At 42.2% G+C, this 26,500-nt stretch carries 26 protein-coding genes; 6 read left to right on the forward strand and 20 right to left on the reverse strand.

Annotation, left to right across the window (positions count from 1 at the left end; translation table 11 throughout):
• Window positions 1–21: 21 nt before the first annotated feature.
• From EC328_RS07780 to EC328_RS07795, 4 genes are all read right to left on the reverse strand, one after another.
• Window positions 22–987: an ABC transporter permease gene (locus tag EC328_RS07780; RefSeq protein WP_128426253.1), complete on the reverse strand. Its 966-nt coding sequence runs from the start codon at window positions 985–987 to the stop codon at window positions 22–24.
• Complete coding sequence (locus EC328_RS07785) at window positions 987–2,168, reverse strand: ABC transporter permease (RefSeq protein ID WP_128426254.1); 1,182 nt, start codon at window positions 2,166–2,168, stop codon at window positions 987–989. The genes EC328_RS07780 and EC328_RS07785 overlap by 1 nt, the downstream gene beginning before the upstream one ends.
• The gene (locus tag EC328_RS07790) at window positions 2,158–3,705 is read right to left on the reverse strand and encodes an ABC transporter ATP-binding protein (protein WP_128426255.1); all 1,548 of its coding nucleotides are present in this window, start codon (window positions 3,703–3,705) and stop codon (window positions 2,158–2,160) included. Before EC328_RS07790 ends, EC328_RS07785 begins: the two co-directional genes overlap by 11 nt.
• Window positions 3,706–3,927: 222 nt before the next feature.
• Window positions 3,928–5,070: a BMP family lipoprotein gene (locus EC328_RS07795; protein WP_128426256.1), complete on the reverse strand. Its 1,143-nt coding sequence runs from the start codon at window positions 5,068–5,070 to the stop codon at window positions 3,928–3,930.
• 334 nt (window positions 5,071–5,404) lie between these two features.
• On the opposite strand from EC328_RS07795, the gene EC328_RS07800 reads away from it, so the two are divergent.
• From EC328_RS07800 to EC328_RS07810, 3 genes are all read left to right on the forward strand, one after another.
• Window positions 5,405–5,692 (forward strand): DUF7990 family protein, encoded by a 288-nt coding sequence (locus tag EC328_RS07800; RefSeq protein ID WP_128426257.1) that lies wholly within the window; start codon window positions 5,405–5,407, stop codon window positions 5,690–5,692.
• 11 nt (window positions 5,693–5,703) lie between these two features.
• A complete protein-coding gene (locus EC328_RS07805) occupies window positions 5,704–6,642 on the forward strand; it encodes an ArsA family ATPase (protein ID WP_128426258.1) in 939 nt (312 codons plus the stop codon).
• Window positions 6,643–6,822: 180 nt separating this feature from the next.
• Entirely contained in the window at window positions 6,823–7,020 is a 198-nt protein-coding gene (locus EC328_RS07810; RefSeq protein ID WP_164906070.1) for a cold-shock protein, read from the forward strand.
• Between the two features lie 56 nt (window positions 7,021–7,076).
• On the opposite strand, the gene EC328_RS07815 is transcribed toward EC328_RS07810, so the two are convergent.
• The 4 genes from EC328_RS07815 to EC328_RS07830 all read right to left on the reverse strand — a co-directional run bounded on the left by EC328_RS07815 (window position 7,077) and on the right by EC328_RS07830 (window position 11,468).
• Entirely contained in the window at window positions 7,077–8,444 is a 1,368-nt protein-coding gene (locus tag EC328_RS07815; protein ID WP_128426260.1) for a PhoH family protein, read from the reverse strand.
• Between the two features lie 88 nt (window positions 8,445–8,532).
• Window positions 8,533–8,883, reverse strand: coding sequence for a DUF488 domain-containing protein (locus tag EC328_RS07820; protein ID WP_128426261.1), 351 nt, complete (start codon window positions 8,881–8,883; stop codon window positions 8,533–8,535).
• A gap of 20 nt (window positions 8,884–8,903) precedes the next feature.
• Window positions 8,904–10,208, reverse strand: coding sequence for an alkaline phosphatase family protein (locus tag EC328_RS07825; RefSeq protein ID WP_128426262.1), 1,305 nt, complete (start codon window positions 10,206–10,208; stop codon window positions 8,904–8,906).
• Window positions 10,209–10,226: 18 nt separating this feature from the next.
• The gene (locus EC328_RS07830; protein WP_128426263.1) at window positions 10,227–11,468 is read right to left on the reverse strand and encodes an MFS transporter; all 1,242 of its coding nucleotides are present in this window, start codon (window positions 11,466–11,468) and stop codon (window positions 10,227–10,229) included.
• Window positions 11,469–11,600: 132 nt separating this feature from the next.
• On the opposite strand from EC328_RS07830, the gene EC328_RS07835 reads away from it, so the two are divergent.
• A complete protein-coding gene (locus EC328_RS07835; protein ID WP_128426264.1) occupies window positions 11,601–12,050 on the forward strand; it encodes a hypothetical protein in 450 nt (149 codons plus the stop codon).
• 58 nt (window positions 12,051–12,108) lie between these two features.
• Here the strand turns inward: EC328_RS07835 and nudC are convergent, their stop codons facing one another.
• From nudC to EC328_RS07870, 8 genes are all read right to left on the reverse strand, one after another.
• Entirely contained in the window at window positions 12,109–12,945 is an 837-nt protein-coding gene (gene nudC / locus EC328_RS07840; RefSeq protein WP_128426265.1) for an NAD(+) diphosphatase, read from the reverse strand.
• A gap of 16 nt (window positions 12,946–12,961) precedes the next feature.
• Entirely contained in the window at window positions 12,962–13,618 is a 657-nt protein-coding gene (locus EC328_RS07845; protein ID WP_128426266.1) for a hypothetical protein, read from the reverse strand.
• Window positions 13,619–13,804: 186 nt separating this feature from the next.
• Window positions 13,805–13,957: a hypothetical protein gene (locus EC328_RS11515; RefSeq protein WP_164906071.1), complete on the reverse strand. Its 153-nt coding sequence runs from the start codon at window positions 13,955–13,957 to the stop codon at window positions 13,805–13,807.
• 159 nt (window positions 13,958–14,116) lie between these two features.
• On the reverse strand, window positions 14,117–15,307 hold the full coding sequence (locus EC328_RS07850) for a CaiB/BaiF CoA transferase family protein (protein ID WP_128426267.1): 1,191 nt from the start codon (window positions 15,305–15,307) through the stop codon (window positions 14,117–14,119).
• A gap of 420 nt (window positions 15,308–15,727) precedes the next feature.
• Complete coding sequence (gene wrbA / locus EC328_RS07855; RefSeq protein ID WP_128426268.1) at window positions 15,728–16,333, reverse strand: NAD(P)H:quinone oxidoreductase; 606 nt, start codon at window positions 16,331–16,333, stop codon at window positions 15,728–15,730.
• A gap of 82 nt (window positions 16,334–16,415) precedes the next feature.
• The gene (locus tag EC328_RS07860; RefSeq protein ID WP_128426269.1) at window positions 16,416–16,865 is read right to left on the reverse strand and encodes a MarR family winged helix-turn-helix transcriptional regulator; all 450 of its coding nucleotides are present in this window, start codon (window positions 16,863–16,865) and stop codon (window positions 16,416–16,418) included.
• Window positions 16,866–17,475: 610 nt separating this feature from the next.
• Window positions 17,476–17,661 (reverse strand): HAD hydrolase-like protein, encoded by a 186-nt coding sequence (locus EC328_RS11970; protein ID WP_476729731.1) that lies wholly within the window; start codon window positions 17,659–17,661, stop codon window positions 17,476–17,478.
• A 115-nt stretch (window positions 17,662–17,776) separates the two neighbouring features.
• The gene (locus tag EC328_RS07870; protein WP_128426270.1) at window positions 17,777–19,297 is read right to left on the reverse strand and encodes a glutamate synthase-related protein; all 1,521 of its coding nucleotides are present in this window, start codon (window positions 19,295–19,297) and stop codon (window positions 17,777–17,779) included.
• Between the two features lie 304 nt (window positions 19,298–19,601).
• Here EC328_RS07870 and EC328_RS07875 point away from each other — a divergent pair, with 304 nt between their 5' ends.
• The gene (locus EC328_RS07875; RefSeq protein WP_206363836.1) at window positions 19,602–20,648 is read left to right on the forward strand and encodes a recombinase family protein; all 1,047 of its coding nucleotides are present in this window, start codon (window positions 19,602–19,604) and stop codon (window positions 20,646–20,648) included.
• On the opposite strand, the gene EC328_RS07880 is transcribed toward EC328_RS07875, so the two are convergent.
• The 4 genes from EC328_RS07880 to EC328_RS07895 all read right to left on the reverse strand — a co-directional run bounded on the left by EC328_RS07880 (window position 20,649) and on the right by EC328_RS07895 (window position 26,305).
• Window positions 20,649–20,954, reverse strand: coding sequence for a ferritin family protein (locus tag EC328_RS07880; protein WP_128426272.1), 306 nt, complete (start codon window positions 20,952–20,954; stop codon window positions 20,649–20,651).
• A 45-nt stretch (window positions 20,955–20,999) separates the two neighbouring features.
• Window positions 21,000–21,398, reverse strand: a complete 399-nt coding sequence (mscL, locus tag EC328_RS07885; protein ID WP_128426273.1) for a large-conductance mechanosensitive channel protein MscL — start codon at window positions 21,396–21,398, stop codon at window positions 21,000–21,002.
• 26 nt (window positions 21,399–21,424) lie between these two features.
• On the reverse strand, window positions 21,425–22,288 hold the full coding sequence (locus tag EC328_RS07890; protein ID WP_128426274.1) for a GGDEF domain-containing protein: 864 nt from the start codon (window positions 22,286–22,288) through the stop codon (window positions 21,425–21,427).
• Between the two features lie 108 nt (window positions 22,289–22,396).
• On the reverse strand, window positions 22,397–26,305 hold the full coding sequence (locus EC328_RS07895; RefSeq protein ID WP_164906072.1) for an S-layer homology domain-containing protein: 3,909 nt from the start codon (window positions 26,303–26,305) through the stop codon (window positions 22,397–22,399).
• A 60-nt stretch (window positions 26,306–26,365) separates the two neighbouring features.
• Here EC328_RS07895 and EC328_RS11825 point away from each other — a divergent pair, with 60 nt between their 5' ends.
• The gene (locus EC328_RS11825; RefSeq protein ID WP_276318532.1) at window positions 26,366–26,491 is read left to right on the forward strand and encodes a hypothetical protein; all 126 of its coding nucleotides are present in this window, start codon (window positions 26,366–26,368) and stop codon (window positions 26,489–26,491) included.
• The last annotated feature ends 9 nt before the right edge of the window (window positions 26,492–26,500 follow it).

Raw genomic sequence — 26,500 nt, forward strand, 5'->3', positions numbered from 1 at the left:
GCGCTGAATTCATTAACATTTTCAGCGTTGTGACTTATCGTATGGTATCCCTTCGGCCTTTGGTGCTCTCGACCTCTTTGAAGTGAAGGCAAGTACGACCATCGTCGCCAGGTATGGAAGCATTTTGTAATAGGTTTGATTTATTCCTAAATCAGCAAGGAATGGAATAAGAGATACAGAATAAGCAAGTGTTCTAAGGAATGCAAAGAACATGGCAGCAAAGAAGATCCTTAAGGGTTTCCATTGGCCAAATATCATTACAGCTAGTGCAAGGAACCCAAAGCCCGCTACCCCTGAGTGACCGCTTACATTACCGTCCATTACGCCTACGGAGTAAAAAAATCCTCCAATACCACCTAAAATACCAGATAGACTAACGCCAGCATATCTCATTTTGTAAACGTTTATCCCCACTGAATCTGCTGCGTGAGGATGCTCTCCACATGCCATCAGTCTCAAGCCAAATCTTGTTTTGTACAGGAGTATGATTGAGATAACAAGAAAGACAAAGCCTATCATTACTGTCAAATATGTTCTTTGAAAAAACATTGGACCAATAACTGGAAGCTTTCCTAAAACTGGTATCTCTCTTATATAAAAATTCATATTCGTCGTTATACCATCGCTGTTAAAGAACATCTTTGAAAAAAGTAGTATGACCGCCGGTATCAGCATATTAAGCGATGTACCTGTAATAACCTGATTAGCCTTCATAGTTACTGATGCAAACGACAGTAAAAGTGAATATATCAATCCAGCTATTGCTGCGACGATCATACCAAGAAGCAGTATCGTCTGTGGGTTCAAGCCTGATTTTTGAACGAAATATACAAAAAGGGCACCGAAAAATGCTCCGAAAAGCATTATCCCTTCAAGTGCAATATTTACTACTCCACTTCTTTCACTGAACATCCCGCCAAGGGCTACAAGGAGCAGGGGGATCCCAACTGGGAGCATATTCTGTATCAAATAATATACGGTATCCATTATTCTGCCCCCTTCTCTGAGTTGTTTTGATCATCTTCTGGCAAAGCCAAAGTATCTGCTGCTTTATCACCTTTTCCAAGTCTTTTTTTAACGAAGGATGCTGCCGCATGGTTCATTATCATTGCAAATGCTGAGAAATAGATTATAACTGCGATAACAATGTCAATTATCTCGGGCTTATAACCTACAAGACTTGCCAAGGTACCTCCCCTTTGGATGTATGATATAAACAATGCAGAGAAAATTGTTCCAATTGGATGAGCACTTCCAAGCAAGGCGACCGCTATTCCATTAAAACCATTTGCAGCAATAATGTTTACCGGTTCGTAAGTCATACTGCTGCCTGCTATGGCTGATGGTGCCAATATCGCAAATGCTCCACCTAATCCTGCAAGACCACCAGCAATTGCCATCGTTATGATTATATTGGTTTTCCCCTTCATTCCGGCATATTCAGCAGCATATTTATTGAAGCCTGTTGCCTTTAGCTCATATCCAAAGGTTGTTTTTTGTAGTACGATGTACAGGATCACCCCGGAAATTATTGCAAATATTATCCCAAGATTGACGTTTGACCCAGGTATTCCCAGTGATGGTATCTGTACTGTCGAAGGTAGATAATTCGTTCTGGTTTTTGTCGATATATACATTACTGAATTCCCTTGGATAAGCATATCTACAAGGTACATCCCTATATAGTTAAACATTATGGAAGTTATAACCTCATTGACGTTCATAAGTGCTTTGAAGATGCCGGGGATCAGCCCCCAAAGCATACCCCCTACCATGCCTGCAATGATCGCTGCTATCCATTGCATAGCACCCGGTAGATCCCACATGAATCCGACATACAGAGCAAAGAACATCCCCATTGTATACTGTCCTGAGGCGCCAATATTGAATAAACCCATTTTAAAAGCAAATCCCACTGCCAGACCAGTCATGAGAATAGGGGTTGCAAAATAGAAAACGTCTCCTATTCTTCCAAGTCCCCCCATCAGAACGTATCTGAATCCAGCGACAGCATTTGCAGGCGCTGCGGCCAGCATTACAAAAAAGCCGAAGATGAGGCCCAGGACAATGGCCATCAAAGCTGATGTAAAGGAGCTAAAGCCTGGCAGGTTCGTTATTTTCTTTATATTGATTTTTTGGTTTATGGGTGAGTTGTTGTTATCCCGCATTCTTGATCTCCTTAGGTGTGTCTCGTTTGGCCCCCGACATATAGAGCCCCAGCTCCTGAACAGTGGTAGACTTCGGATCCAGCTCTCCAACTATTTCACCTTCATACATCACCAGGATCCTGTCGCTTACGTTCATAACCTCTTCCAACTCCAGAGATACAAGGAGAACTGCCTTCCCCGCATCTCTCCTTTCAATCAGCTGCTTGTGGATATACTCTATTGCACCCACATCAAGACCTCTCGTAGGTTGAACAGCAACGAGAAGCTCATGATCCTTGTCGATTTCACGAGCAATAATTGCCTTTTGCTGATTTCCGCCTGACATACTTCTTGCAGGTGTAACAGGCCCCTGTCCGCTTCTTATATCAAATTTTTCGATTAGCTTTTCAGCATATTTTCTCATCTCATCAAATTTAATGAAGCCTTTATTCTGGAATTGCGGTTGCCAATATCTTTGGAGCACAAGGTTTTCTTCAAGACTGTAATCCAGCACCAAGCCATGCTTGTGCCTGTCCTCCGGGATGTGGCTCATCCCTGATGTCGATCGTTCTCTTATTGAAGCTTTAGTTATATCCTTACCGCAAAGTGAAATAGAACCTGAGACAAGCTTCTCCAAGCCTGTAAGCGCATGTACAAACTCGGTCTGGCCGTTCCCGTCGATACCAGCAAGACATACGATCTCGCCAGCTCGAACGTCGAAGGATACTCCCTTTACAGAATTATTCTTATGCGTCTTGGAGGCAACAGTAACGTCTCTGACCGAAAGCACGACATCGCCAGGATTTCTATCTTCCTTATCCACAGAAAAGCTTATGTCCCTTCCAACCATCATCCTGGAGAGCTCTTCCTTGGTAGTTTCCTGGACCTCAACTGTCCCGATATACTTGCCCTTTCTAAGGACTGAACACCTGTCAGCTACCTCCATTATCTCATTGAGCTTATGAGTAATAAACAATATCGATTTGCCCTCGGCAGCAAAGCCCTTCATTATCTGCAGAAGCTCTTTTATTTCCTGGGGAGTCAATACTGCAGTAGGTTCGTCAAAAATTAGTATCTCGTTATCTCTGTAGAGCATTTTAAGTATTTCAACTCTCTGCTGCATCCCAACGGTAATATCCTCGATAAGTGAATCGGGATCAACCTTTAGGCCGTACTTCTCGCTTAAGGCTACGACCTTGTCTCTGGCTTCCTGCTTTTGAAGAAAGCCCATTTTATTTGGTTCTACCCCAAGTATAATGTTTTCCAGGACAGTGAATATTTCCACCAGCTTGAAGTGTTGGTGGACCATCCCAATACCAAGGGCATTTGCATCGTTGGGATTGTTTATCTTTACTGGCTGGCCGTTCATTCTGATTTCACCCTTTTCGGGTTGGTAAAGTCCAAAAAGAACGCTCATGAGGGTGGATTTTCCCGCACCATTTTCACCGAGCAAAGCGTGAATTTCACCTTTCTTCAGTCGTAAGGTGATGTCGTCGTTGGCCACAATACCTGGAAATTCTTTTGTGATGTTAAGCATTTCAATAATATAATTTTCCACGTTGACCTCTTCTTATCCAATATATTTTTTGTAGTCTTACCTGTGCCAATATGCAGCATAACACTTATAATTATAAATTATGATACCCAAAATCTTAGGTTTTGTAAACTACTCACGAAACAATATCCCACTAAGGTATGTAAAAAGGGGGAAACTCTCGCCTCCCCCTAATTCCCTTCTTCCATAAGGCTTTGGCCAATATGGATATTTACTTATATTTATTTATCTGGTTGTTACAGCTACCTTGGCAAGTCCAAGTCCAGATGTAAGCTCTTCTGCGGTTGCGTATCCGGTTGCGTCAGCAACGTCAATAGTACGGATAACTTCTACTTCGCCTGCTGCAAGCTTGCCAAACAGCTCATCATAGGCTGCTTTATCAAAGCTTGAGAATCTGTCGAATGCGTCAGCTCCTTCTTCGCCTATAACTTCAGTTGGAAGTCCAACTCCGTTATTAGCAGCATTGAAATAGGTTGTCTTGCCACCAAAGTCTGCCCAGCTGTTAGTTTTGTAGATCGACTCCAGTACGCTGATTACTGAAGGTGCCAGACCCTTTGTTGCTGAAGTTATAACAGTTTCGCTGTCGTATCTTTGGTCAACGTCAACACCTATTACCTTAGCTCCAGCTTCTGATGCCGCTGACATAACGCTCTTACCAACAGCTCCACCAGCTGCAAATATAACCTCTACACCCTCCTGATACATGGTTCTCGCTGTAGCCTTGTTAGTATCGTTCTCTTCAAAGTTCCCTGTGTAGTGGTAAATCGCTTTGATCGATCCATCTGCCATTCCCATTTCAGCAGCCGCATCCTCAGCTCCCTGGAGGAAGCCATATCCAAATGCCTGTACTGCTGGAACTGCCATACCACCCATGAATCCAAGATTCTTCATGCCATCCATAACTGCAGCATAGCCTGCAAGATAACCTGATTGCTCCTCAGCATACATAATGCTAGCTACGTTTTCCTTAGTTTCAAAGGTTGCATAGTCAGCAGTGTGTGGTGCTCCGTCAAGAAGTATGAACTTAATGTCCGGATACTTGGTTTGTGCTTCATAAATTGGAACTTCGAAGAGGAATCCAGGAGTAACTACTACCTTTGCACCGCCTGTAACTGCCAGGTCAATAGCTGCCAGGTAACCTGCATCAGATGCTTCCTCAGGTTTGATGTAGGTGTGTGAGATGCCTTCTGCTTCCGCAAATGCTACTACGCCTTCCCAAGCACCTTGGTTGAATGACTTGTCGTCGATGTTACCCTTGTCGGTGATTAGTGCAATCTCTGCTCCAGTGTCTGCGGCTGGTTGGCTGCATCCTGCCAGACTCATAACCACCAACATGATTGCCATAGCAATCGCCAGTACTCTTTTCATTATTTTACCCCCCTAATCTGGTTCTTTGTATTGTGTCTCTTAGTAAATTATATCCCTAACAGGCTGATATTACAATACCTTCAATAGGCTTGCATCAACAATTTGAGATAACAGAGCCACTTCGACATGTTAATGATACCCAATAAATCATTTTTCAAAAATCCTATTATCCGATTATTTTAAAACATTATATTAAACTATCAAATGAAAATTCAGAACGGAATACTCAATTCAACTATTTTTTGTTATATTCTGCAAAATTTGCTGAGATTCCTGATATAATTATATACATGATATAAATGGAACATATGAACCATTACTGGAGGTGCAAAGCTTGGAGAAGATTAAGGAGTATTTGGCTTTTTTAAGGGATTTTTTTGGTGCAGCAACTGATTTCAACAGACGATCCAGGGAAATAATGGTGAAGGAAGCACATGATGTAATGGACGAATTCGTACTTCTTTGCTATGGGGATCTATTGGGTATACCCATCCCTACCACATATTATTCCCTTGAGATCCTGCCTTTGATTGCGGATGATCTTGAGGGCTGGCAATTCAGGATGATCAGCAAGATGTATATATGGCAGCAGAAATGGGCTGACTACGGATTTGATGCATAAGGAGGAACGGTATGAATAAAATTGTATTTTTTGGAGGAAAAGGTGGAGTGGGAAAGACTACCTGCAGTGCATCCTATGCTCTGCATTCGGCAAAGAAAGGGTTAAAGACACTTCTGGTATCAACCGATCCGGCTCATTCCACTTCTGATATCTTTGGCAAGCAGATAACTGAGGAGATCCGTCAGCTATTACCCAATCTTGACGCGATTGAAATAAGCGGAGAAAAAGAGAGTAATCTCTACATGGACCGGGTAAGGGAGAGCTTGAAAAATGTCGTAAGCCCTGTCATAGTTTCAGAGATCAACAAACAGATAGACGCTGCCGCGATCTCTCCAGGTACTGAGGAGGCCGCTCTATTCGACAAGATGATAGAGATAATAGTGCTTGAAAGCGATCATTACGACAGGATAATTTTTGATACAGCACCTACCGGTCACACAGTAAGGCTTCTTACGTTACCCGAGCTTTTGGGAGGTTGGCTTGAGTCGCTTATCGAGAAAAGAAAGAAATCTATATCCATTATGTCTATGGCTATGAATCAGGCAAAGAAAACCGAAGAAAATATAGGTAAAGATGAAGTGATAAAGATCCTTCAGGCAAGATATGACAGGATCAGTCAGGCTAAGAAAATCATGATGGATGATAAGCTTCTATCCTTTATGTTTGTCATAAATGCAGAGAAGCTTCCCATAGACGAAACCAGAAAGGCTATTGATATTCTGGAGAAATATAATATTCTGGTCGATGGCGTAGTTATAAATAAGATCCTTCCCGAGGATATGACTGATGAGTTCTGGATCAGCAAAAAGAGGGACGAGCAAATGTACCTTGAGATGATAAGAGAAACCTTCAAGGGCAAGAAGATATATACCCTCCCTATGCTAAAGAGTGATGTGAAGGCTGATAACATAGAGATCATGGCAGAGAAATTCAGTGAGCTTGAGAAATAATATTTCTCAAGGCCCTTGCTTTATTCCTATTTCTGTGATATGCTAAACAAGAACTTAATCGGTACAAGGTAAACAGTAACTTTTTCAATACTTGCTATTCATAATAGTAACGAGTATCGGGAATTTGAAACTGAATTACTGAAGTCGTTTTAAGAAATAAAATTTATGGAGGTACTCATTATGAATGGTACAGTAAAATGGTTTAACGCAGAAAAAGGATTTGGATTTATCACAGGAGAAGACGGAAAAGACGTTTTCGCACACTTCTCACAAATTAAAAAAGACGGCTTCAAGACTCTTGAAGAAGGTCAAGCAGTTTCATTCGACGTTGTAGAAGGCCAAAAAGGTCTTCAAGCTGAGAATATAGTTACTCTTTAATCCAGAGATAAACTACCCCCGGAGATATATCCGGGGGTTTCTGTTTTTTGTAGTCCTCACATCCTGCTGGATGCGTCCTGAGCCAAGGTTGATCTAAGACATTCATCAGGAAGCATAGTCAACTGAAAGCATAGTTCACTGCCCTTCATCTTCTCTGAGGCATAGCTCAGTCCATTGGTTTTTTCATCCAGAAGTGGATGATCTATCTGCTGTGGATCACCTAATAGTACTACCTTCGTACCTTTCCCTACTCTTGTTATTATCCCCTTGACCTGCTTTGGAGTAAGGTTCTGTGCTTCATCGATTATCAAATATGTATTTGTTATTGATCGGCCTCTTATGAAGTTCATAGCCTCAGCTACAATGATCCCTCTGTAGAAAAGTTCATCTATTTTATCCCTAAGTTGTTTTTCATTCTTGTATCTTTCGTTTTCATTCCTGTCGACAAGTATTTCAAGATTATCAATTATCGGTCTTAGGTATGGTGCTATCCTCTCCTCCTCAGTGCCTGGGAGAAAGCCGATATCCTCATCAAATTGCACGTTTGGCCTTGTAATCAGTATCTTCCTGTAGCGCTTTGATGAAGGCTCATAGGTATGCTGTAGTCCGACTGCCAGTGAGTAGAAGGTTTTTGCTGTTCCTGCAGTCCCCTTGATAATTACCAATGGTGCAACATCTGCATCCTGCATGAGAGCTTCCTGGAGGAATCTCTGTCCAACGTTCTTTGGCTTGACTCCAAAGGGCTCCTCGTTTATACTCCTTAAGGGCACAATCTTCACTCCGTCATATCTTCCAAGGAGAGTTTTTTTATCATTGGTTTCAGAGTGCAATATAAAAAATTGATTGGGCACCGGCTCAATAGGGGTCCTGTCAAATCCCTGGAAGGTAAATATATTTTCAGGATTTATACCTCTTTTCTTAAACTCTGACATTGCTTTATCGCTTGTATATGCATCCATTCTACCTGTATACTGCTTCTCGAATACAGGTGACTGCTCTGTGGTGAAATCCTCTGCTACAACACCCATCATCTGAGCCTTAAGTCTTACGATAATGTCCTTAGTTACCAGGATGACATTTTCGCTGTCATCCATAAGGCCTTTACAAACCTTTAATATTCTGTTGTCGTTAGAATCGTGGTGAAAGCCTGAGGGAATATCGACATTGGAATAATTTGTTTCAATTTTTATGAGTCCTCCGCTTTCCAGCGGTACTCCTTCGTACAGGTTGCCCATTAATCGCAGATCCTCCAGGAAGCGGATCGCCTGGCGTGCGTTTGATCCTCGTTCAGCATCGTCATTTTTTAGCTTATCAAGCTCTTCAAGAACGGCGACTGGTAAAACAACCTTGTTGTCCTCAAACGAGGACAGAGCTAATGGAGACTGAATGATAACATTTGTGTCAAGAACGTAGGTTTTCTTCATCTTGCACCTCCATATTGGATTTACCTCTATCCTATTATGTATATTATACATTAAAGCGGTCAATAAATAAAACGACCGGATGTAAATTTTACTTAAGCCATTCCTTGATCACGTGACAGTGATTGTAGTCCAAATTCTTTGCAGATGTCAGAAGAGTAACGTTTGAGTTTATGAGTTCCCCCTTGATAATCTCTTTGATCCCTTCCGCAGATGGATTGCTACGGAGCTCTTCAAGGTATCTGTCCCTGAAGCTTGATGCATCCCATGAGTTATGGTACTCCTTCCTAAGTTCATTGCTCGGGGCAATTTCCTTTGCCCATATATCAAGCATTGCTTTCTCTTTCGTTATTCCTCTTGCCCAAAGTCTGTCGACAAGCACTCTAAGACCGTCATCTGCCTCAGGCTCATCATAGATCCGTTTGACTTTTATATCGTACATAATCACCTCTGATCCAGAAGTTAATCCCTTTGTTGCTCAAAAATGTCATAAATTACTTCACCATCTGCATCGGGCATATCCAATCCAAGGATTGCGGCCAGTGTTGGTGCAACATCAACCATATCCATTTCCCCGATGTCAAAATTCTTCCTGATGCCTGGTCCGGAAGCTACAAAACAGCAGCTGTATCCAGGTTTATTTGGTGAGTAACCATGTGTTGCATGTCTAGTACCTGACTTACTTAAGTCCTCGACTATTTCAGAGCCTATAGAATCCACGAACTTATAGCCCTCTTTTGCCTCTACTACACAATTAACTCCCTCCCAGGCCCTCATAGAGTCTAACGTATTTCTGTCAAATATCTCTTCGATACCATATCTCTCGCTGACGAGAGCAGACCTGAGTACCTGCAACGCTTTCTCCTCTGCCCATTCTTCCCCTGGTTTTACATGCAGATATGCGCAACCATCCGCAGATTGAAGATATGCTTTCCATTCATAGCCTTCTCCACTCTTATCTATCAGGCCGTTATCAAGCAACAGATTATTAAGGTGTACCTTATATCTTACGTCAAGCTGACCATGGTCTCCCAAAATTATGATTGCAGTGTGATCTGAAAATCCAGCAGCTTCTACTGAATTAACGATTGATCCTATTCTTTCGTCCATCCTGAGGATGGCATACCTGGCCTCATCAGACTTTGCTCCAAATCTGTGCTTGGTTTCATCCAGATCGATGAGATGAAGAAGCAGCAATCCAGGTTTTTTTGTTTTTATTGTATGACATGCACACATTGTAGAGAAGTCGTCGAGCTCCGGTTGGTTTATACCGTTCCTGTACTTGCCAAACCTCATCTCCATTTCCAGGCTGTAGAATGGGTTCCCATTTTTCAATATCTTAAGTACCTGGTTTTCTCCTCTTACAGCGGCAAGTTCTGGAAGATTGTATTTTATATCAGCTCTTCCCGTAACAGGCCATAGGATACCGGCAGCTACAAATCCATTCTGCTTAGCTAGTTCATAGAGAGTGGGGACCTTAATGTCTTTTCTATACCAGTGCCAGAATTGGTCTTTCTCTTCAATAAACGGCTGCAGAGGATTATTGTGGAATACCCCATGCCTGTCAGGCCAGCAGCCGGTAACTATTGTTGAATGGACCACATAGGTCAGGGTAGGGTATACACTTCTAACGCTGGTTGAATATGAGCCAGTTTCAATCAGTCGCTTAAGATTTGGCAGACTTTTTGCAAGTTCCCAGTCAGATATTGAGAAAGAGTCATAGGATATAACAATCAGATGTTCTATTTTTCTTTCAGGTTTCTCCATTTTTAACACCTCAGTATTTTAGTGCTCTATTCTTGCCTCATCCTTGGGTAGTCGGAGGAACACCAATAATCCACCGACGAAAAGGGGTATTATCGAGAAGATACTGTACTGTGCATTTCCCGTTATGTCTGTCGTTAAAGCCATAAGGGCTGGTCCGATTATTGCGGCGAACTTGCCAAATATGTTGTAGAAACCAAAGAATTCATTGGAGTTCTGCTTAGGTATTATCTTTGCAAAATAAGACCTGCTCAATGCCTGTATCCCACCCTGAGCTGAGCCTATAAGTGCGCCAAGGATAAATATATGCCATACTGACGAAATAAAATAAGCCGCTATACAAGCTATTATATAAGTCACTATTCCAACTATTATCATTATCCTGGCTGAGTATTTCTTTGCCAGATTTCCATAAAGTATCGCAAAGGGAAAGGCGATTATCTGAATTACCAAAAGAATGCCGAGAAGAGTGAATGTGTCCAATGCGTTGCTTCCAAGTACACTGGTCGCGTAAGGAACTACCATCTTAATTATGGTGTCCACTCCGTCAATATATAGAAAGTATGCTATCAGGAAGAGGAATACTGTTCTATGCTGTCTTATATTCCCGAAGGTAGTCATAAGCCTTTTGAAGCTGTTTTTTACAGGATCCGGCTCGGGCTCAACGTAATATACCTGCTTGACATTTTTCAGTATCGGGATAGTTAGGACACCCCACCATAGTGCAGTAATTACAAAGCCGATCTGATAACCAATTGGATTATCCATTCCCATCAGCAGTACCACCAGAAGGCTTATCCCAAATGGGATAACGCTAAAAATGTATCCGAATGCGTAACCTCTTGTAGATACCTTATCCATCCTTTCATCAGTTGAAACATCAACAAGAAATGAATCATAAAATATATTGGATCCGGCAAAGCCTATTGACGTCATTATGTAAAAAAGCGCCAACAGCTGCCACAAACCGCTGGCTGGAGGTATAAGTGCCAATGCTGCAGTGAAAAGTATACCTATGGCAGCAAAAAACGCGAAGAATTTCTTTTTCATTCCCTTATAATCAGCAATAGTACCCAAGACGGGACTTATCACAGCTACGATAATGCTGGCAATTGTATTGAAATACCCCAGATCCATGCTGCTTTGAACATTCTTGAACATCCCAAACACAACGGGTAAAAGCGCTGTAGTAATGGCTATTGAATATGCTGAATTACCACAGTCATAAAGTATCCATGATTTTTCTTCCTTGGTGAGCTTCATTCTAAACTCCTCCCAAAATATTGTCGTTATAAATAGTGTAGCAGAAAAGCTTAAATTATTCGACTATTCTGGAGGACACTTTGGATTAAATTTGTGTAAAATGTTGGGTATCATATCGATGAGGTGATATGGATGCAATTAGGTGACATCATTAAAGGACTTGAATATGCAGCTGATTCAAGTGCAAGACTTGAGCTGATGGAGGAGCTTTATTGGACTGAATATGAGAATTTCTCAGATGAAAAAGTCCTGCATGCTCTGGCTGAAATACTCCTGAGATCAGAATCCATTGAGGAGCATGCAGCTGTTCAAATGCTTTATTCTAATCCGGAGGGAGCTTTGCTCGACTTTTACCAGGATGTCATTATGAAGCTGTATAATAAGGATCCCTTGACGTTTATCAAGGCTTCCACTGAATACCCGGACGAAGGTCTAAGTATTCTTTATATCTTCAGGAACAAGGGTTTTTTTAACGACTACAAAGCGGAGGAGAATAGATTTCTTGATCTTGTCTGTTCGGATGATGAAAAAGGAATGATAAAACAGTTTTTCAGGATGTATGACAGTCTGTGTCACACCTGAGTGTAGTTATTTAAGACGTACTCTTAAAAGAAGAGAGGTTGTCAACGCAACCTCTCTTCTATATTCCATTCAATCTGAAATTATCCATCATTTCTCCTGTCAGGCTTATCCTAAGCTCATTCGAAGGTATATCCTCCCTATCCATCCATACTGCAGTTTCAAGCTCATTCTCATCCAGAACTATAGTATCATCTCCATCCAGTTCAGCGTAAAAGCCTGCAAGCAATGTGTCGGTGAAGGGCCATGGCTGGCTTTTGTAAAAGCTAAGGTTCTTGACCTTGAGACCAACCTCCTCCATTACCTCCCTATGAACTGTCTGTTCAAGTGATTCACCGATCTCTGCAAAGCCTGCAATCAGGGCATATCTTGTATAAGCTCTTCCGGCATATTTTGTCAACAGCAGCTTACTGCCATTGTAAACTGCTGCGATTACGCAGGGAGATATTGTTGGGTAAACTGAAAATCCACAGCTATTGCAATGGAGCATCCTTTCTCTGTCAGATGGCTCCAAATTGCTGCCGCATTTGCTGCAAAACCTGTGGTTGTCATACCATCTGTTTAACTGCCACCCGATTGCCCCTGCGAAGGACCGCCAATACTTTGGCTCTGTCCTGAACCTTCCGGTATTAGCGTAGACCCAGCCTGAATTTTCATCAAGCCCCTTATCCACAACGAGAAAGTAGTTGATGTCGTCTATGGAGAATAAATACTTTGCTCTTTCCATCAATGAAGGATCGAAGGACATGAAGTCATCAAAGGAAGGATACCAGAGCTTTTCCTTGTCTTCCTTAACTAACACAGAGTCACTATCATAAGCCAAAAAAAGATCGTATAAGCCGGGCTTCTTTGGATCATACTTATTACTAAATATTCTTGGTTCAATATCGTGTATCATCTAAGCCTCCTAAATACTATGACTTGATCACTGGTCTTGACTTAGCAAAGGCCAGGATCAGGCCAAGTGCCAAAGACAGGGATGCTGCAAAAAGAACCTTATACTCCGGTGGAAGCAAGAAGGTTATCGTATGAGCCGGGATCCAGAATAGCGGCAGTGTCTTCATAATTACGAAGGATAGGAATCCTTTCCAGTCTATGGTTTCTGCTATAACAGCCAAAGTAGGCCTTTCACCTGGATTTTTATAGACAAGGTCTATATATGTGTCGGTAATTTTATGAGTACCCATTAGCATAGGTGCAAAGGTTGTATTCAGGAGAGCACTGACCAGGAAAGCATAAACAATTTTCCTGCCCTGGGGCAACAAACCTTTCTCCTGAGCCGAGATTACTCCGCTTCCATATATCTCAAAGGCAAGAACTATAAGCATCCCCAACATACCCCATACAAGTGCTCTATATGGAATACCTTTTGGCAAGCTGCTCCAGTCCTTCTTCATTATTCTTACAGCCAAAAGCTCACCCATTGTCGCTAAGATAGAGAATTTAATAAACCCTGATACATAAGGATGTTCTCCTGTAAACTCCATAAATATCTTATTTGTTGCAGGGGCTGCTATGAATCCGATCATGGCTATCATGATCAAAGTCCATATGAAATCTCCCTTTTTCATCAACATTCCTCCAGTCTGTTAAGTTTTGAATGCTACGTCTCATATTATGATATCCTCCAGGCATTTTAATGTCAACGCACCAAGGTATTACAAAAATAAAAGAAAAGGCACAGGAGCTTTTGCTCCCGCACCTGAATGATTATGCCTAGCATTTAACAATGCCTGATTTGTGTACAGCTCCCATGGCTAGTGATGCAATAAGCTTGGTGTTATAGCCAATGTATCGTGGTCATGGAGTGTGTGGTCAGTTCCTCTGTGGATGCCGTTCACCTGGAGTATACCTACATCATACTCGGATATGGATAGGTCATTTAGCACTCTTGCCGGGATTTCCTCCATTTATTCAAGCTCTTTGACTCTTCCCATATCTTCCCTGAAGGTGGCGAACAGCCTGATTTGTACCTTCATAGCTTTCATCACCCTTCTTATTATCTGATTATAGTACACTCCTTTGGATATAAATTAACAATCTAAATCTATACTTTACTCTCCGATTAATTATATAGTTCCTTCAGACTTAAGTTTTTCCAAATCTTCCTCACTATACCCCAGGAGCTTAGAATAGATATCCTCATTATGCTCTCCTACCAGAGGAATCCTCTGTTTCCTGTCACCAGGAGTCCTGGACATCTTGAACACTGAACCTCCAAGCTTTACTTTACCCGAAAGAGGCTGCTCGACCTCGACAATCATTTCACGATGAAGTATTTGTGGATCATTAGCTACCTGGTCAAAGGTGGGAACATTTGAGCATGGAACCTTGAATTTTTTTAATTCTGTTACAGCCTCATCAACTGTTCTTTCCATTAGCCAGTCGTTTAGAATACCTTCAACCTCCTCCATGTGCTTGACTCTTAAGACTCGAGTCATAAATCTTTCATCGTTGCTGAGGTCCTCTCTGCCTAATGCTTTAAGAACATTTTGCCACTGGTCGTCTGTGATTGTACAGATAACAACGTAGCCATCCTTTGCCTTGTATGAGCCAAAAGGAGTTGAGCTGCTAAGCTTATTCCCAACTCTTTTAGGTGTTACCATAGTGTCAAAGTAGTTTGCCCGATCCGGGAAAACCATCGCCCAGATACCATCCTGCATAGAAATATCTATCTGCTGACCTTCACCAGTCATCGTCCTGTAATGGAGCGCAGCCAGTATGGCTATAGATGCGTTGTAGCCTCCCATATAGTCGGCTAATGATACCCCTACCTTCAGGGGCTCTCCATCCTCGTAGCCTGTGACACTCATCAATCCCCCCATAGCTTGACCCACCATATCGTAGGTAACCTCGTCACGGCGTGGACCTGTCTGTCCAAAGCCTGAAATGGAAGCATAAATGATCCCAGGATTTATTGAACTGGCCACTTCATAACCAAGTCCAAGCTTCTCCAATACTCCAGGAGCAAAATTCTCAACCAAGATATCGCACTCAGCCACTAATTTTTTTGCTATTTCAAGTCCCTCAGGGTTCTTCATGTTCAATGTTATGCTTTTCTTGCCACGATTATAGGCAAAAAACTGGTAGGATTCTCCCTTAGGGGTCATAGGAGCTGCTTTTCTTTCAGGCTCACCAGATCCAGGTCTCTCTACCTTTAGAATCTCAGCTCCCAACTCGCAAAGAACAGACGTACAGTGGGGTCCTGAAAGATATTGTGTAAAATCCAATACCTTAACACCCTCCAATGCCTTTTTCATAATGCATCTCTCCCTATTCAGGTTTTCTGGCCAGCACAAAAAACGGCGTGACCGTTATCAGGCGGAATGGGAAGGAACTCTCCCCAAATCGAAAATATGATAAGAAATCCTTGGAATCAAGGCATTCAATAGTTGGCGGCCAAGTCAACCATTGATGCTAACACTGAACGTGTTCTTTCATCTATATATTATCACTGATTTTCATGGATAACAATCTTTATTATGCAAATATTTGAAAAATTGTGTTTGTGAGATACTAAGCCCTATTAACAACAATTGAACTTATCACATATATACCTGTAATGGTCGACATGATTGTCCAAACTCCGGAAAAGCCAATCCATCGGGCAGTCAGGCTGGAAAAAGGTCAAAAAGAATAGTTTTCTCTCTGACCTTTAAGTTATTTATATTGCTATTTTTTTATTCTTTTTTTATTCTTTCAGCTATGTCTATAGTTCTTTTCGCCTGGTGCTTCACCGCTGCTTCGACATCCTCTACCATCTTTCCATCCTGTCCAATGGATACTGAGGTTCCATAGGGATTGCCTCCTGAACCAAATAACACTGGATCAGTGTACCCAGGAGCAACTACAATCGCACCCCAGTGATACATCATTGTGTATAGTGACAATATTGTTGCCTCTTGACCTCCATGTAGATTTTGTGCAGATGTCATTGCACTTACTACCTTGTTTACTGTTTTGCCCTGTGCCCAAAGTCCTCCCTGAGTGTCCAGGAATTGCTTCATTTGTGATGCCATGACACCAAATCTTGTCGGAACGCTGAAGATAATTGCATCTGCCCATTCAATATCATCAGATGTTGCAGTTGGAACATCCTTAGTCGCTTCCTGTGTCGCTTTCCATGCAGGATTATTGTCTATTACCGATTGTGGCGCAAGCTCAGGAACCTTTAATACTCTTACCTCTGCTCCAGCTTCCTTCGCGCCTTCCGCTGCCCATTTAGCCAATTGGTAATTAGATCCACCCATACTATAATAAATCACTGCTAATTTAACGTTACTCATTTTACACTCTCCTCTTAATATTATTTTTATACTACTTAGTTTATTACTAATTTGTTTAATATTTGTAAAAATAATGGTGGTGCTAAAGTTCAACTCCACCTAATTTTTTCAGTAATTTTACCAGGGTCTTCTTTTCCTCTTCTTCAAGGATTTGAAAAATGCTGCTTATATTCTCAACATGTCTTGGAAATATATCTTCCATAATTTTGACACCTTTTTCAGTCAGGCTGATCAGACTTGCTCTTCTGTCCTCAGGATCGGGGTACCTTCTAACCAAACCATCCTTGGCAAGATTATCGATTACTACGGTCATATTGCCACCAGTTGATAAGGTCCCTTCGATTATGTCGCAAATTCTCAGGTCTCCTTTATGGTACAGAATCTCCAACACAGCGAACTGTGGCAGCGTCAAACCTCCTTCCCGAATTGTAGTCGTTTCTCTTTTCCTTACTGAATGAAAGCATTTTGTCAATGCTATCAAAGTTTTTAAGTTGAGATCGTTTTTTTCTCCGTAGGATTTTTTTGTTTTCATGTTTACAGCATATTACTAATTAGTACTAATGTCAATAGATAATTTTATATTCTTCATTACTCAGCACAATATTATGATTTTTCAGGAATCGCTTTATTGTATTATTAGTCTTTTGTATAATTACAGAAAGCGATAATATGTTGTAATTTCAATATTTACATGTAAAAATACGACAGATGGTAATTCTGGAGGGCGTCTATGGATACTCTTAAATTTAATTACTTCGGGAATATCAAGCTATATGATAGATGATTTGGATTTTACTTTTTTCCTTATCGCTCTATTTTATTGCCGGGATATACAATGATCAGTGTATGAATTTAATATCTGTAACAGATTATTTGACCTGGCATATGATCTTTGAATTTGCAAGCATATTGGTGTCCTTTTCAATATTTGCAGTTCCTATGATCCAACCAATAAAAACTGTCAGGCCGGAGACGTTGATTTCGTTGAAATAGGCCACGCCAAAGACGACCAGAACAAACCCGTGCTGAACTACTCCATCGCCTACGACCGAAACAACCGAATACGGTTAACAGCATGTTGGCTTCATCTTAGACAGAGGCTACTTCAGCAAAGAGAACATACGCTATATGGACAAATCCGGTTATGATTTTGTCATCATGATGAAAGGCATGAAAAAGCAAGAGGTCCTTCCATACACGTGATTCAATTCCTCTATTGTGGGAGATCTTCCTAACAATTCATTGATTACATGATAAAATGTATCGACAATTAAATCTTTGGTATCTATAAGTGTCTCATTCAGGCCAAATATAACCGCTTTTATCATTTCTTCACCATCCCAAACAGTGTATTGTCGGTTGAGATAAAAACATGAGAGGGACTGGTGTCACAGTCCCTCTCAAGACTTATCTTCGATTTGTAAAAGATCCAAATAACAGACTCTATTCAAACCATTTACCTTGGATCAGGTCTTTTGCATCACGCGTTAGAGGTATCAAATCCTCCCTATCTAAATAGGCTATGTCAAATTTGCGATTTAAAGCCGCAAAATGCTGAACTCCAAATGCAATTTTTCTAAGATAAGAAAACACTCCAATTGCTCCAGTTGAGAATTCATTAGCCTTCTTGCCATATAAAGCCCTCAAATCTGCCAGATCACCAAATATTTCCTCGACATTATTGCCATATTTCTTGAAGTTCTTAGGTACTTCACCTTTTTTAATTTGTTCTCCAATGTTTTTACCCATCATCGAGGCTGTCATAGCAGCACGGCAAATTCCAACGGCAGTAACCTTACCCTCTCCATAAGCAAGGGATTTAAATACCTGATCCTCTGAAACAAATCCACCAGTTATTGTAATAGCAGGAATCCAGCAGCCCTCCTCTTTCATCTTGTCCACTATTCTGCATATAGCTTCCTCCATAACTACAGGCGGCAACCCCCACTCATTCATCATTTTAGTTGGGCTGTAGCCACTTCCCCCTCCTGCTCCATCGAATGTTATCATATCGACTTCTGCCTTGCTTCCTATCCTGATAACCTTCTCCAAATCTTCGGGATCATAGCCAGCCATTTTAAGATAAATGTTTTTCGCACCCATCTCTCTCAGCTCAGCTATTCTGGGAACAAGGTATTCCTCATCCCATAACGGCAATCTTGAATAGTAATAAAAGTTGGGGCAAACTCCTTCTTTATGAGCCTCTTCCATCCCCGGTCCATTAGGATCAGGATATACCAATGATCCTGATGCCTGCTTCTTTAAAGCTTCCTCTCGGTTTCTAAGTCGGATTACAGGCTGTGTCCCCTTTGCACTCTGACCAAATTTCAGCTCTATGGCCTCAGCATTATGTACCTTTATTGCATACTCAGGAACACCGTTCATGTCATCCTCTACGTTGCATTGAAGGATGATCTGACCGTAACCCCTATAGTAATTTCTGAATGAATCCAATATTTTGCTTAGCATTGGAAAATTCACTACTTTCCCATTTTCCATAATCAACTCAGGATCCTTATTCTTTGCATCCTCACCGATAACACAACACACTCCAGCCATGGCTGCTCCAGCAAAATAATCTTCCCAGTTCATTTTGATAAGAGCAGGCAAGATGACAGGCATGGTCATTTTAACCTCGTTGTACTTTCCAAATACTCGTTCAAGCTTGACATTGTAGATGTTTGCTTCCTCAAAAGTCGTGTTAGCTCCTATTGCGCCAAAAACGCGTCCGTTGATATTGAAATGTGAAAAATCAATTGGATAGTCTTTTTCTGAGGCTACCTGATTCGCTCCTGTGTTTGTTGGATATACCGCCTTCATTCCTAAAACTGCAGCCAATGCTATTTCACATGTTCCGCTGCATTCCTCAGTACAGAAGGAACACATCCCTGACTGCGGTGAAATGAAGGTGCTGCGATTCCATGTATCATTGAATGCTGATGAGGCCTTTGGTGAATAAGTCATAAAAATCCCCCTCTAATTTATATAAATATCGCATTAAATCATTAACAGCTGATTTTATTGTATCGATTTATCAGTAAAAATGCAATAACTGACATAAGTTATTTACTCTAAAAGCACCAAACCCCACTGATTAAATCAGTGGGGTTTACTGTATCTGGATATGGGTGTTATTGGCAAAGTAACTACTTATTGATAAAATGCACCGCTCAAATTAAATCGTTAAAAGATGCACCGCTTTTGCACACCCCCTGGGTTTATACCCAAATCCTAAATTTGTTTATGACAAATACAAACAATAAGGCTATTGTCTAGCATTGCCCAGGAAGAAAGTCGTTCCATTTCAGAGAATGTCACCTGGGGACAGCGAAAACGATTTGCAGACGGCAAGTATTCTCTGCCATATGCCCGTTTTCTTGGATATAGAAAAGGTGCAGATGGGAAGCCGGAAATTGTTGAAGAGAAAGCCGCCATTGTCAGAAAAATCTATCGGCTATATCTGGAAGGCAGAACTCCTTCCAATATTGCGGCAATTCTTGAAAGCGAAGGAGTTGATTCACCCGGTGGCAAGGAAAAATGGCAGGTTAGAACGATTATGAGCATACTAACAAATGAAAAGTACTACGGTGCTGCAATGTTGCAAAAATCCTTCACCGTTGATTTTCTGACAAAGAAAATACAGCAAAATAACGGTGAACTGCCACGTTATTATATTGAACACGATCATGACGCAATAATCAGCAAGGCAGTATTTGATGAAGTCCAAAAGCGAATAGATCAACAAGGAAAAAGTAATGCCAGCCATTATCCTTTTTCAAACAAGATTATTTGCGGAGGCTGCGGTGGAATATATGGAAGAAAAATAGATGGCAGCTATTCAAATAATAAAGAATATCGAAGAGCAGTCTGGAGATGTAACCGAAAATATTCTGCACGAGGGAAAAGTCATGCTCCTGTCATTAATGAAGATGCCCTCGTGCTTGCCTTCAATATGACAGTTTTAGAAATTTGGAAATCTGAAGCCAAGATACGATCTCTTTGTCGAAGAATCCTTTCAAAAACAATACACGCTGATAAACATAACGGTAGCAGAACAAGTCGGCAAAAAGCCATTGATTCTTTTCTCTCTACCCTTTGCGATATTTCTCCTACATGTATTGAGTTTGATGATTCTTCATGGAGAATTCTTGTTCAACAAGTATCCGTATCACTTGATGAGAAATTAGAATTTTGTTTAATTAACGGTAATTTCTATGCCCAGCCACTGCTGAAACCACATGAGTTCAAAAAGATAATCCATCAAAAAACCAAGGAGGGGCGAAAACTCACCCCTCCACTACAGCTTAAAGATTGATTATTTCTTTAACTTTTCGATTTCCTCTTCAACTTCCTCAGCGCCTTCAGCATAGAATTTCTCTTCGTCAGGAGCCAACTCATGTAAAAGGCGAAGGAATTCGCCCGCATGTACTCGTTCTTCATCGGCAATATCCTTAAGCACCTCGATGGCCAGTTTATTATCTGTGGATTCGGCTAGTTGCATATAAAGCTGAATTGCCTCATATTCAGCTGATACCATGAAGCGAATTGCTCTAATCAGTTCAGCATCGGTAAGCTTCTTTTCCTTAGCTAGTCCTGAAAACGGATGTCCAAAGTCTGGCATATTAAAACTCCTTTCATAAATTTGAAAATTATTTTCATAGATTATCTAATTGTTTTGCTTAAGCAGATCACGGATTTCTTCAAGAAGGGCTACTTCTGGTGCTGGGGCGGGAGGAGTAGCTGGTGTCTCGGCCTCTTTCTTTTTCCGAGAGGTAAGTAATTTAATAAATAAGAAAATAGAGAAAGCGATGATAAGGAAGTCTATGATCGATTGGATAAACGAACCGTATAGGATCGCCACTTCAGCAACATCGCCGCTTGCTGGCGTGATGATGTACTTAAGATCTGTAAAGCTGATCCCACCCAAAAGTGCTCCTATAGCTGGCATAAGAATGTCATTGACTAGGGATGAGACTATTTTGCCGAACGCACCGCCAATAATAACAGCAACTGCGAGGTCAATAACGTTGCCTTTTAGTGCAAACTCTTTAAACTCTTTTAGCATTATATATCCTCCTAACCTTTAAAACATTATCTTGCTGTTTGATTTTTCCCGTTTCTCTTTGCTTGATACATTTTGGAATCAGCTAATGATATAAGCTCAGAGGCCAAAACCTTTTTGTTCCTAGTAGTGCAAATACCCAACGAGGCAGACGTCTTTATGCTTTCATTCTGTAAGATACCTAATGCAACAATTTCTGTCCGAATTCTTTCTGCGATTTCAAAGGCGTCCTCATCTGAAGCATTATTTAGGCAAATCAGAAATTCATCACCACCATAGCGAGCTACCCAATCATTATTTTCTCTGATTGAACGCTGTAGCAAATTTGCAACCTCTATAAGTACTTTATCTCCAAAGCCATGCCCGTATTTATCGTTGATTTCTTTTAAATTGTCAATGTCTAAAAAAATAATCGAAAGTGGTTGATGCTTGTATATCGTCGTAGAAATATCTTTCTGAAGACAGTCGCCGACATATCTTCTATTAAACAATCCGGTTAGTTCATCTTGAAAAGCAAGATTGTCATATTCTTCTCTGAGCTGTTGACAATCCATTTGAAAATCACAGCCATCAAGTACAATAGCATCAGAAACGTTTTTTACCATTTCCAATATCAAGCTGTTATCTATGGGCAGGGCAGTAATAAGAAGTGTTGAAGCTGATAGCTGTTCTAGTCCTACACAGCACTTTTTATCTTCGTAAGCACGTAAAGCGAGGGCATCATCAGATAATAATTCATTATGCCAGTAAACACAGTCCTTATCGATAGATGCATATTCTATTCTTTCTATCACCTTTTGATTAACGGGGTCAACAATTCTTAAAGCGTCGTAAAGCTTATTTAACCCCTGCAGCTTTTTCTCTATTTCAGCAAGCGTTTTATTCGTGTCCATCGGATCAGCTTCCTTCTTCGATTAGGGGCATATAATCAATTTGATTTATTAAGGAACAGCAGCCAGATGGTATTGAGCCGTCGGGCTGCTGTTCCTGTTTCATATATTTTATTTAGACAACAGATTATAGAGCATTTGTGCCATTTGCGCACGTGTAGTCGATACGGTTGGATTCAGCATACCGTTACTACCGGAAATGACTCCGCCTTCAACCAATGCACTCATCGCTTCCTGAGCCCAGGATGCTACCTGATTCGCATCGCCGAAGTCTGATAATTGCTTGTCACCGTATGCCTGAGGCAATTCGCCGATAACTTCAAGAGCATTGTAAAGCATCACAAACATTTCCTGACGAGTAACCGCCTGTTCTGGCGCAAACATGTTGTTTCCTATGCCATTTACTATCCCAAGCGATTTTCCTGCAAGCAGGTAATTTGTATAATAGGTATTACCGGCATCTACAAAGTTTGTGGTTCCTTCCTCGGCGGCATCCGGACTGATCCCGTAAGCGTTCATCAGCAATACAATGAATTGTCCTCTGGTCAGTGTAGCCTCTGGACTAAATTTTCCAACACTGGTTCCTGACGTAATCTCGCGTGCCGCGATAAAGTCAATTGCATCCTTATACCAAGCACCGGCAGCAACATCGTTGAAGGACACTGGATTATACCCGATGACAAAATTGGAGAAATGTGTAGTTTTGAAAACTACCGCTTTCAAAGACTCATCATAGTGGCCTCTGACTGCTTTTAAGGTTCCGTCATCAGCAAGATAGTAAATCACAACTGCGTTTGGAGTCTCTCCCGGCTTGAGTTCATAAGGAATAGTCACAGTAGCGTGACCGCCTTTGAAGTCAGAAACTAGGGTGTTGCCATTCATGACTGTTAAGTCATAGACCGGTCTTCCGTTTAAGTCAGCCATCCTGGCCACTGTGATTGATACCGTACCGCCGCTTTCCGCTCCCGAAATGGTGTCCATAGCCTTGCCATCAAATACGATTGATACGAAAGGAGAGGAAATACCAAAGTCTGCACTTGTTCCACCTGCGATTTTTTCGAGTTCGGACTGAGGAATGTTAAAAGCAAGCTTTTCTGTATCGGCAGAGGTACTTACAATTACTTCAATGAGATCTCCCTTTGTTGTTCCACCGGTTTCTTCCGCTTTGTCAAGAAGCGCATTAACCATGGCTTTCGTTATAGAAACATTTGCTATGTCAGAGGAAACGTTGGGATCAACAGTAATACTGTTAGAAGTCCTCTCATTGTTTGTCTCTGTCGTTACAATAATGACTGGCGATATGGTTCCTCCGCCGCCTCCAGAAGAACCACTTGCAGCTGCTCGGTTGATCGTGATCGTGTAGGCATTAGTAGTTACTCCATCCTCTGCTGTAACTTCAACATTGATTATATTGCTTCCAACATTTAAAACTACCAGCTGGCTTGTTGCTACTGTTCCGTTTATCTCAACTATTGCACCGCTGTCATTAGCGGTTGCGGCAACTGTAGTACTGTCAACGTTATTTGCCACACTTGCGGTATAGCTTGTTACAGTACTTTGAAAATCAGGTGATAGTGTTACATTTGTTGCTGAAAGGCTTGAAAGGTCAGCATCATTTGAAATTGTACCATGAGTAAATCCTTGCCATGCAAGAGCTGGGTACCCATTATTATCGCTGCTAAGGGTCCAGACATTTGGAAAGGACCATGTACTATAGGTAGCAAGGTCTTTCATCTCTTCTGTAGTTTTGGGAATCCCCTTTCCAGTATCCGAAAGCCCGCAAAGATCGGAGTCATAATAGCTGTCTACCGCAACTGCCCCTGTATAAATCATGCCAGTTAATCCACCGGAGTCCGTCGCCCCGTCTAAATTCATAGTACCAGCTGAATAGCTGTTCTGAATAGTTCCCCACCAATTGGCACCGGCTAAGCCACCCACATATTGAGAGCCGGAAGCCATGACAGAGGATCTGGAATAGCAATTTCTTACAGCAGCTATAAAACCATTGGCCGATTCGATGACGCCCACAAGGCCTCCTGTATAAGTATTCGAGCCACTGACATTTCCTGCCGCAAAGCTTTCTGATAACAACCCTCCCTGCAGCGTTCCCACAAGGCCACCAGTTCGCTGATTTCCGGAAACATTACCGGTGAAACTGCATCTCACAATTGAATCACTTGCGCTGCCGGAATTATTTGTAGAATAACCCACGAGACCTCCAACCGCCTCTCCTGTCCCGGTCACTGTTGCGGATGAATGGCAATCTTCTATTAGCCCGTTATGGCTCATGCCAACCAGTCCGCCAAACTGACCAGCCCCGTTGATTGTTCCAGTGACCGTGCATCCCGAGATACGCCCTCGGTTTTCGCCAACCAAGGCCCCGGAATGATACCCAGCAATGATGTCCACGTTCTCAAGTATTACATCTTCCAAAACAGCAGTTGAGCCTGCCACGGCAAAGAGACCGGCCCAGCTTATACTAGAGCTTATTTTCAGGTTTGAAATGCTGTAGCCTTGCCCATCGTAGTGGCCATTGAAGGGTAGATTTTGATCATAATAATTGCTAACCCAGCCGATTGGGGTCCAGGATACGCCGCTAAGATCAATATCAGCCGTCTGGATAAAGTTGAGGCTAAGATGGTCGTTGATATGCGCCAGCTGTTCGGGGGTGGACACATGATAATAGGTTTCACCGCCTATTTCACTGGAGGCGATGTAGCCACCGTAGGCCTCCGTTACCTCGCAACCGTCTATAATGCACTCATGCGAGATCGAAACGTCGTCGATGAAGATGTTATTGTCACCACCCGACATCCCCAAGAAAGCTATGCGGACATCAGACTGTCCGGCATAAGTAGCCAGGCTGATTGATTCTTTAGTCCAACCTTCAGTTCCGGAGTATCTATAATATCTACCAAGATCGTTCCAGTGGATGCCCTGATCAGTTGATATTTGAACAAAGACACTGTCAATAGAGTCTTCTGCGCTTGCATCATGGTACATCCAGAATTCCAGCCAGTAGTCGCTTCCGTTGAAAAGGTTGAGCGATTCGGTCTGATAAAGTCGTGACTGGCTGGCATAGGGCATATCATAGGAATTGAACATGGCAACCTGGTTGCCGCTATGGGTACTGGCGGTTGGATTGGATAAAGTACTTGTCACGCTCCAGCCTGTGCCGGATTGGTCCCATCCATCCATGCCGCTCTCAAAATCTTCTTTGAAAAACTCGATCCCCATAGTACGCACGGTGCTTTCTCCATCCGTATAGACGATATATCGACCTTGGTTTACACCTTCTTCTGCTGCTAGACCTATGTCACCAACTTTGATGTAGTTTGACGCTGTTATCGTTCCACCTATGGTAACAAGGCCGCCTTGCGCAGCTGAAGCGCCGTGTTCGTCAGCGCCGGTAGAAGTCGTATTTCCGCCGACCGAAATGGAGGTACCCTCCTGGATAGCGTAAAGACCCTTCAGACTCTGTACATCACCGTCAATCATTACTTCAGAACCGGCGGAAGCTTCGACACCGTAATAGTTATTGCCGGTAACGTTACCAAGAACATGCACATTACCGCCGCCATCCGTCCAGCCGTAGGCGGAAACACCGCGGTAAGCTGCGGTCACATTTCCCTTAACCGTTATTGTTCCGCCGCTGGATGCCTCGACACCGCTGCCGCTGGATGCGGAGATATTGCCGTCTACGACCGCCTCCGCTCCAGAACCGCCGGCATAAACGCCGTTTAAGCTATTAATGTTACCCATGACATGGACAAAAGCGCCGCTGTATACGCGAAAGCCTTCGCCGATATAGCTGGTTACTTTAATATCTCCCGTAACCGTAACAGAACTACCACTTTCTGCAATAATTCCGTAGCCGTTAAGACTGTTGCTGGGGGTGGGGTCTGAAATGGAGGTTACGGTAGCCGTACCTTCGTTTAAGGCCCATACGCCAATATAGCCGGTTACGATATTGAGCTCGCCGCCATCGGAATCATCGATGGTGAGAGTGCCGCCGTCCACTTTGAGGGCCGGCTCGGAGCCGGTGCGGCCGATATTGAGTTTGTATGTGTCCAGGTCGAAATGGAGGTCTTTTTCAATCAGAATGATATCCCCTACATAGCGGATATCGGCGAGGAGGGTGATGATGTCACCACTATCAGCATCCGCCAGAGCGTCTTCAAGGAAAAGATAGGGCGTGCCGTTTAAATTACAGAC

The sequence above is a fragment of the Gudongella oleilytica genome, from assembly GCF_004101785.1.
GTDB lineage: Bacteria > Bacillota > Clostridia > Tissierellales > Tissierellaceae > Gudongella > Gudongella oleilytica.

Coding starts and splice junctions, on each gene's coding strand:
- mscL (WP_128426273.1), bottom strand. CDS start 21,398: ATGCTAAAAGAGTTTAAAGAGTTTGCACTAAAAGGCAACGTTATTGAC.
- EC328_RS07845 (WP_128426266.1), bottom strand. CDS start 13,618: ATGAAAAAGGGAGATTTCATATGGACTTTGATCATGATAGCCATGATC.
- EC328_RS07850 (WP_128426267.1), bottom strand. CDS start 15,307: ATGAAAAAGGCATTGGAGGGTGTTAAGGTATTGGATTTTACACAATAT.
- EC328_RS07825 (WP_128426262.1), bottom strand. CDS start 10,208: ATGGAGAAACCTGAAAGAAAAATAGAACATCTGATTGTTATATCCTAT.
- EC328_RS07860 (WP_128426269.1), bottom strand. CDS start 16,865: ATGAAAACAAAAAAATCCTACGGAGAAAAAAACGATCTCAACTTAAAA.
- EC328_RS11515 (WP_164906071.1), bottom strand. CDS start 13,957: ATGGAGGAAATCCCGGCAAGAGTGCTAAATGACCTATCCATATCCGAG.
- EC328_RS07810 (WP_164906070.1), top strand. CDS start 6,823: ATGAATGGTACAGTAAAATGGTTTAACGCAGAAAAAGGATTTGGATTT.
- EC328_RS07880 (WP_128426272.1), bottom strand. CDS start 20,954: ATGCCAGACTTTGGACATCCGTTTTCAGGACTAGCTAAGGAAAAGAAG.
- EC328_RS07780 (WP_128426253.1), bottom strand. CDS start 987: ATGGATACCGTATATTATTTGATACAGAATATGCTCCCAGTTGGGATC.
- EC328_RS07785 (WP_128426254.1), bottom strand. CDS start 2,168: ATGCGGGATAACAACAACTCACCCATAAACCAAAAAATCAATATAAAG.
- EC328_RS07820 (WP_128426261.1), bottom strand. CDS start 8,883: ATGTACGATATAAAAGTCAAACGGATCTATGATGAGCCTGAGGCAGAT.
- EC328_RS11970 (WP_476729731.1), bottom strand. CDS start 17,661: ATGATAAAAGCGGTTATATTTGGCCTGAATGAGACACTTATAGATACC.
- EC328_RS07815 (WP_128426260.1), bottom strand. CDS start 8,444: ATGAAGAAAACCTACGTTCTTGACACAAATGTTATCATTCAGTCTCCA.
- EC328_RS07830 (WP_128426263.1), bottom strand. CDS start 11,468: ATGAAGCTCACCAAGGAAGAAAAATCATGGATACTTTATGACTGTGGT.
- nudC (WP_128426265.1), bottom strand. CDS start 12,945: ATGATACACGATATTGAACCAAGAATATTTAGTAATAAGTATGATCCA.
- EC328_RS07795 (WP_128426256.1), bottom strand. CDS start 5,070: ATGAAAAGAGTACTGGCGATTGCTATGGCAATCATGTTGGTGGTTATG.
- EC328_RS07890 (WP_128426274.1), bottom strand. CDS start 22,288: ATGGACACGAATAAAACGCTTGCTGAAATAGAGAAAAAGCTGCAGGGG.
- EC328_RS07835 (WP_128426264.1), top strand. CDS start 11,601: ATGCAATTAGGTGACATCATTAAAGGACTTGAATATGCAGCTGATTCA.
- EC328_RS11825 (WP_276318532.1), top strand. CDS start 26,366: ATGGAGGTCTTTTTCAATCAGAATGATATCCCCTACATAGCGGATATC.
- wrbA (WP_128426268.1), bottom strand. CDS start 16,333: ATGAGTAACGTTAAATTAGCAGTGATTTATTATAGTATGGGTGGATCT.
- EC328_RS07870 (WP_128426270.1), bottom strand. CDS start 19,297: ATGACTTATTCACCAAAGGCCTCATCAGCATTCAATGATACATGGAAT.
- EC328_RS07805 (WP_128426258.1), top strand. CDS start 5,704: ATGAATAAAATTGTATTTTTTGGAGGAAAAGGTGGAGTGGGAAAGACT.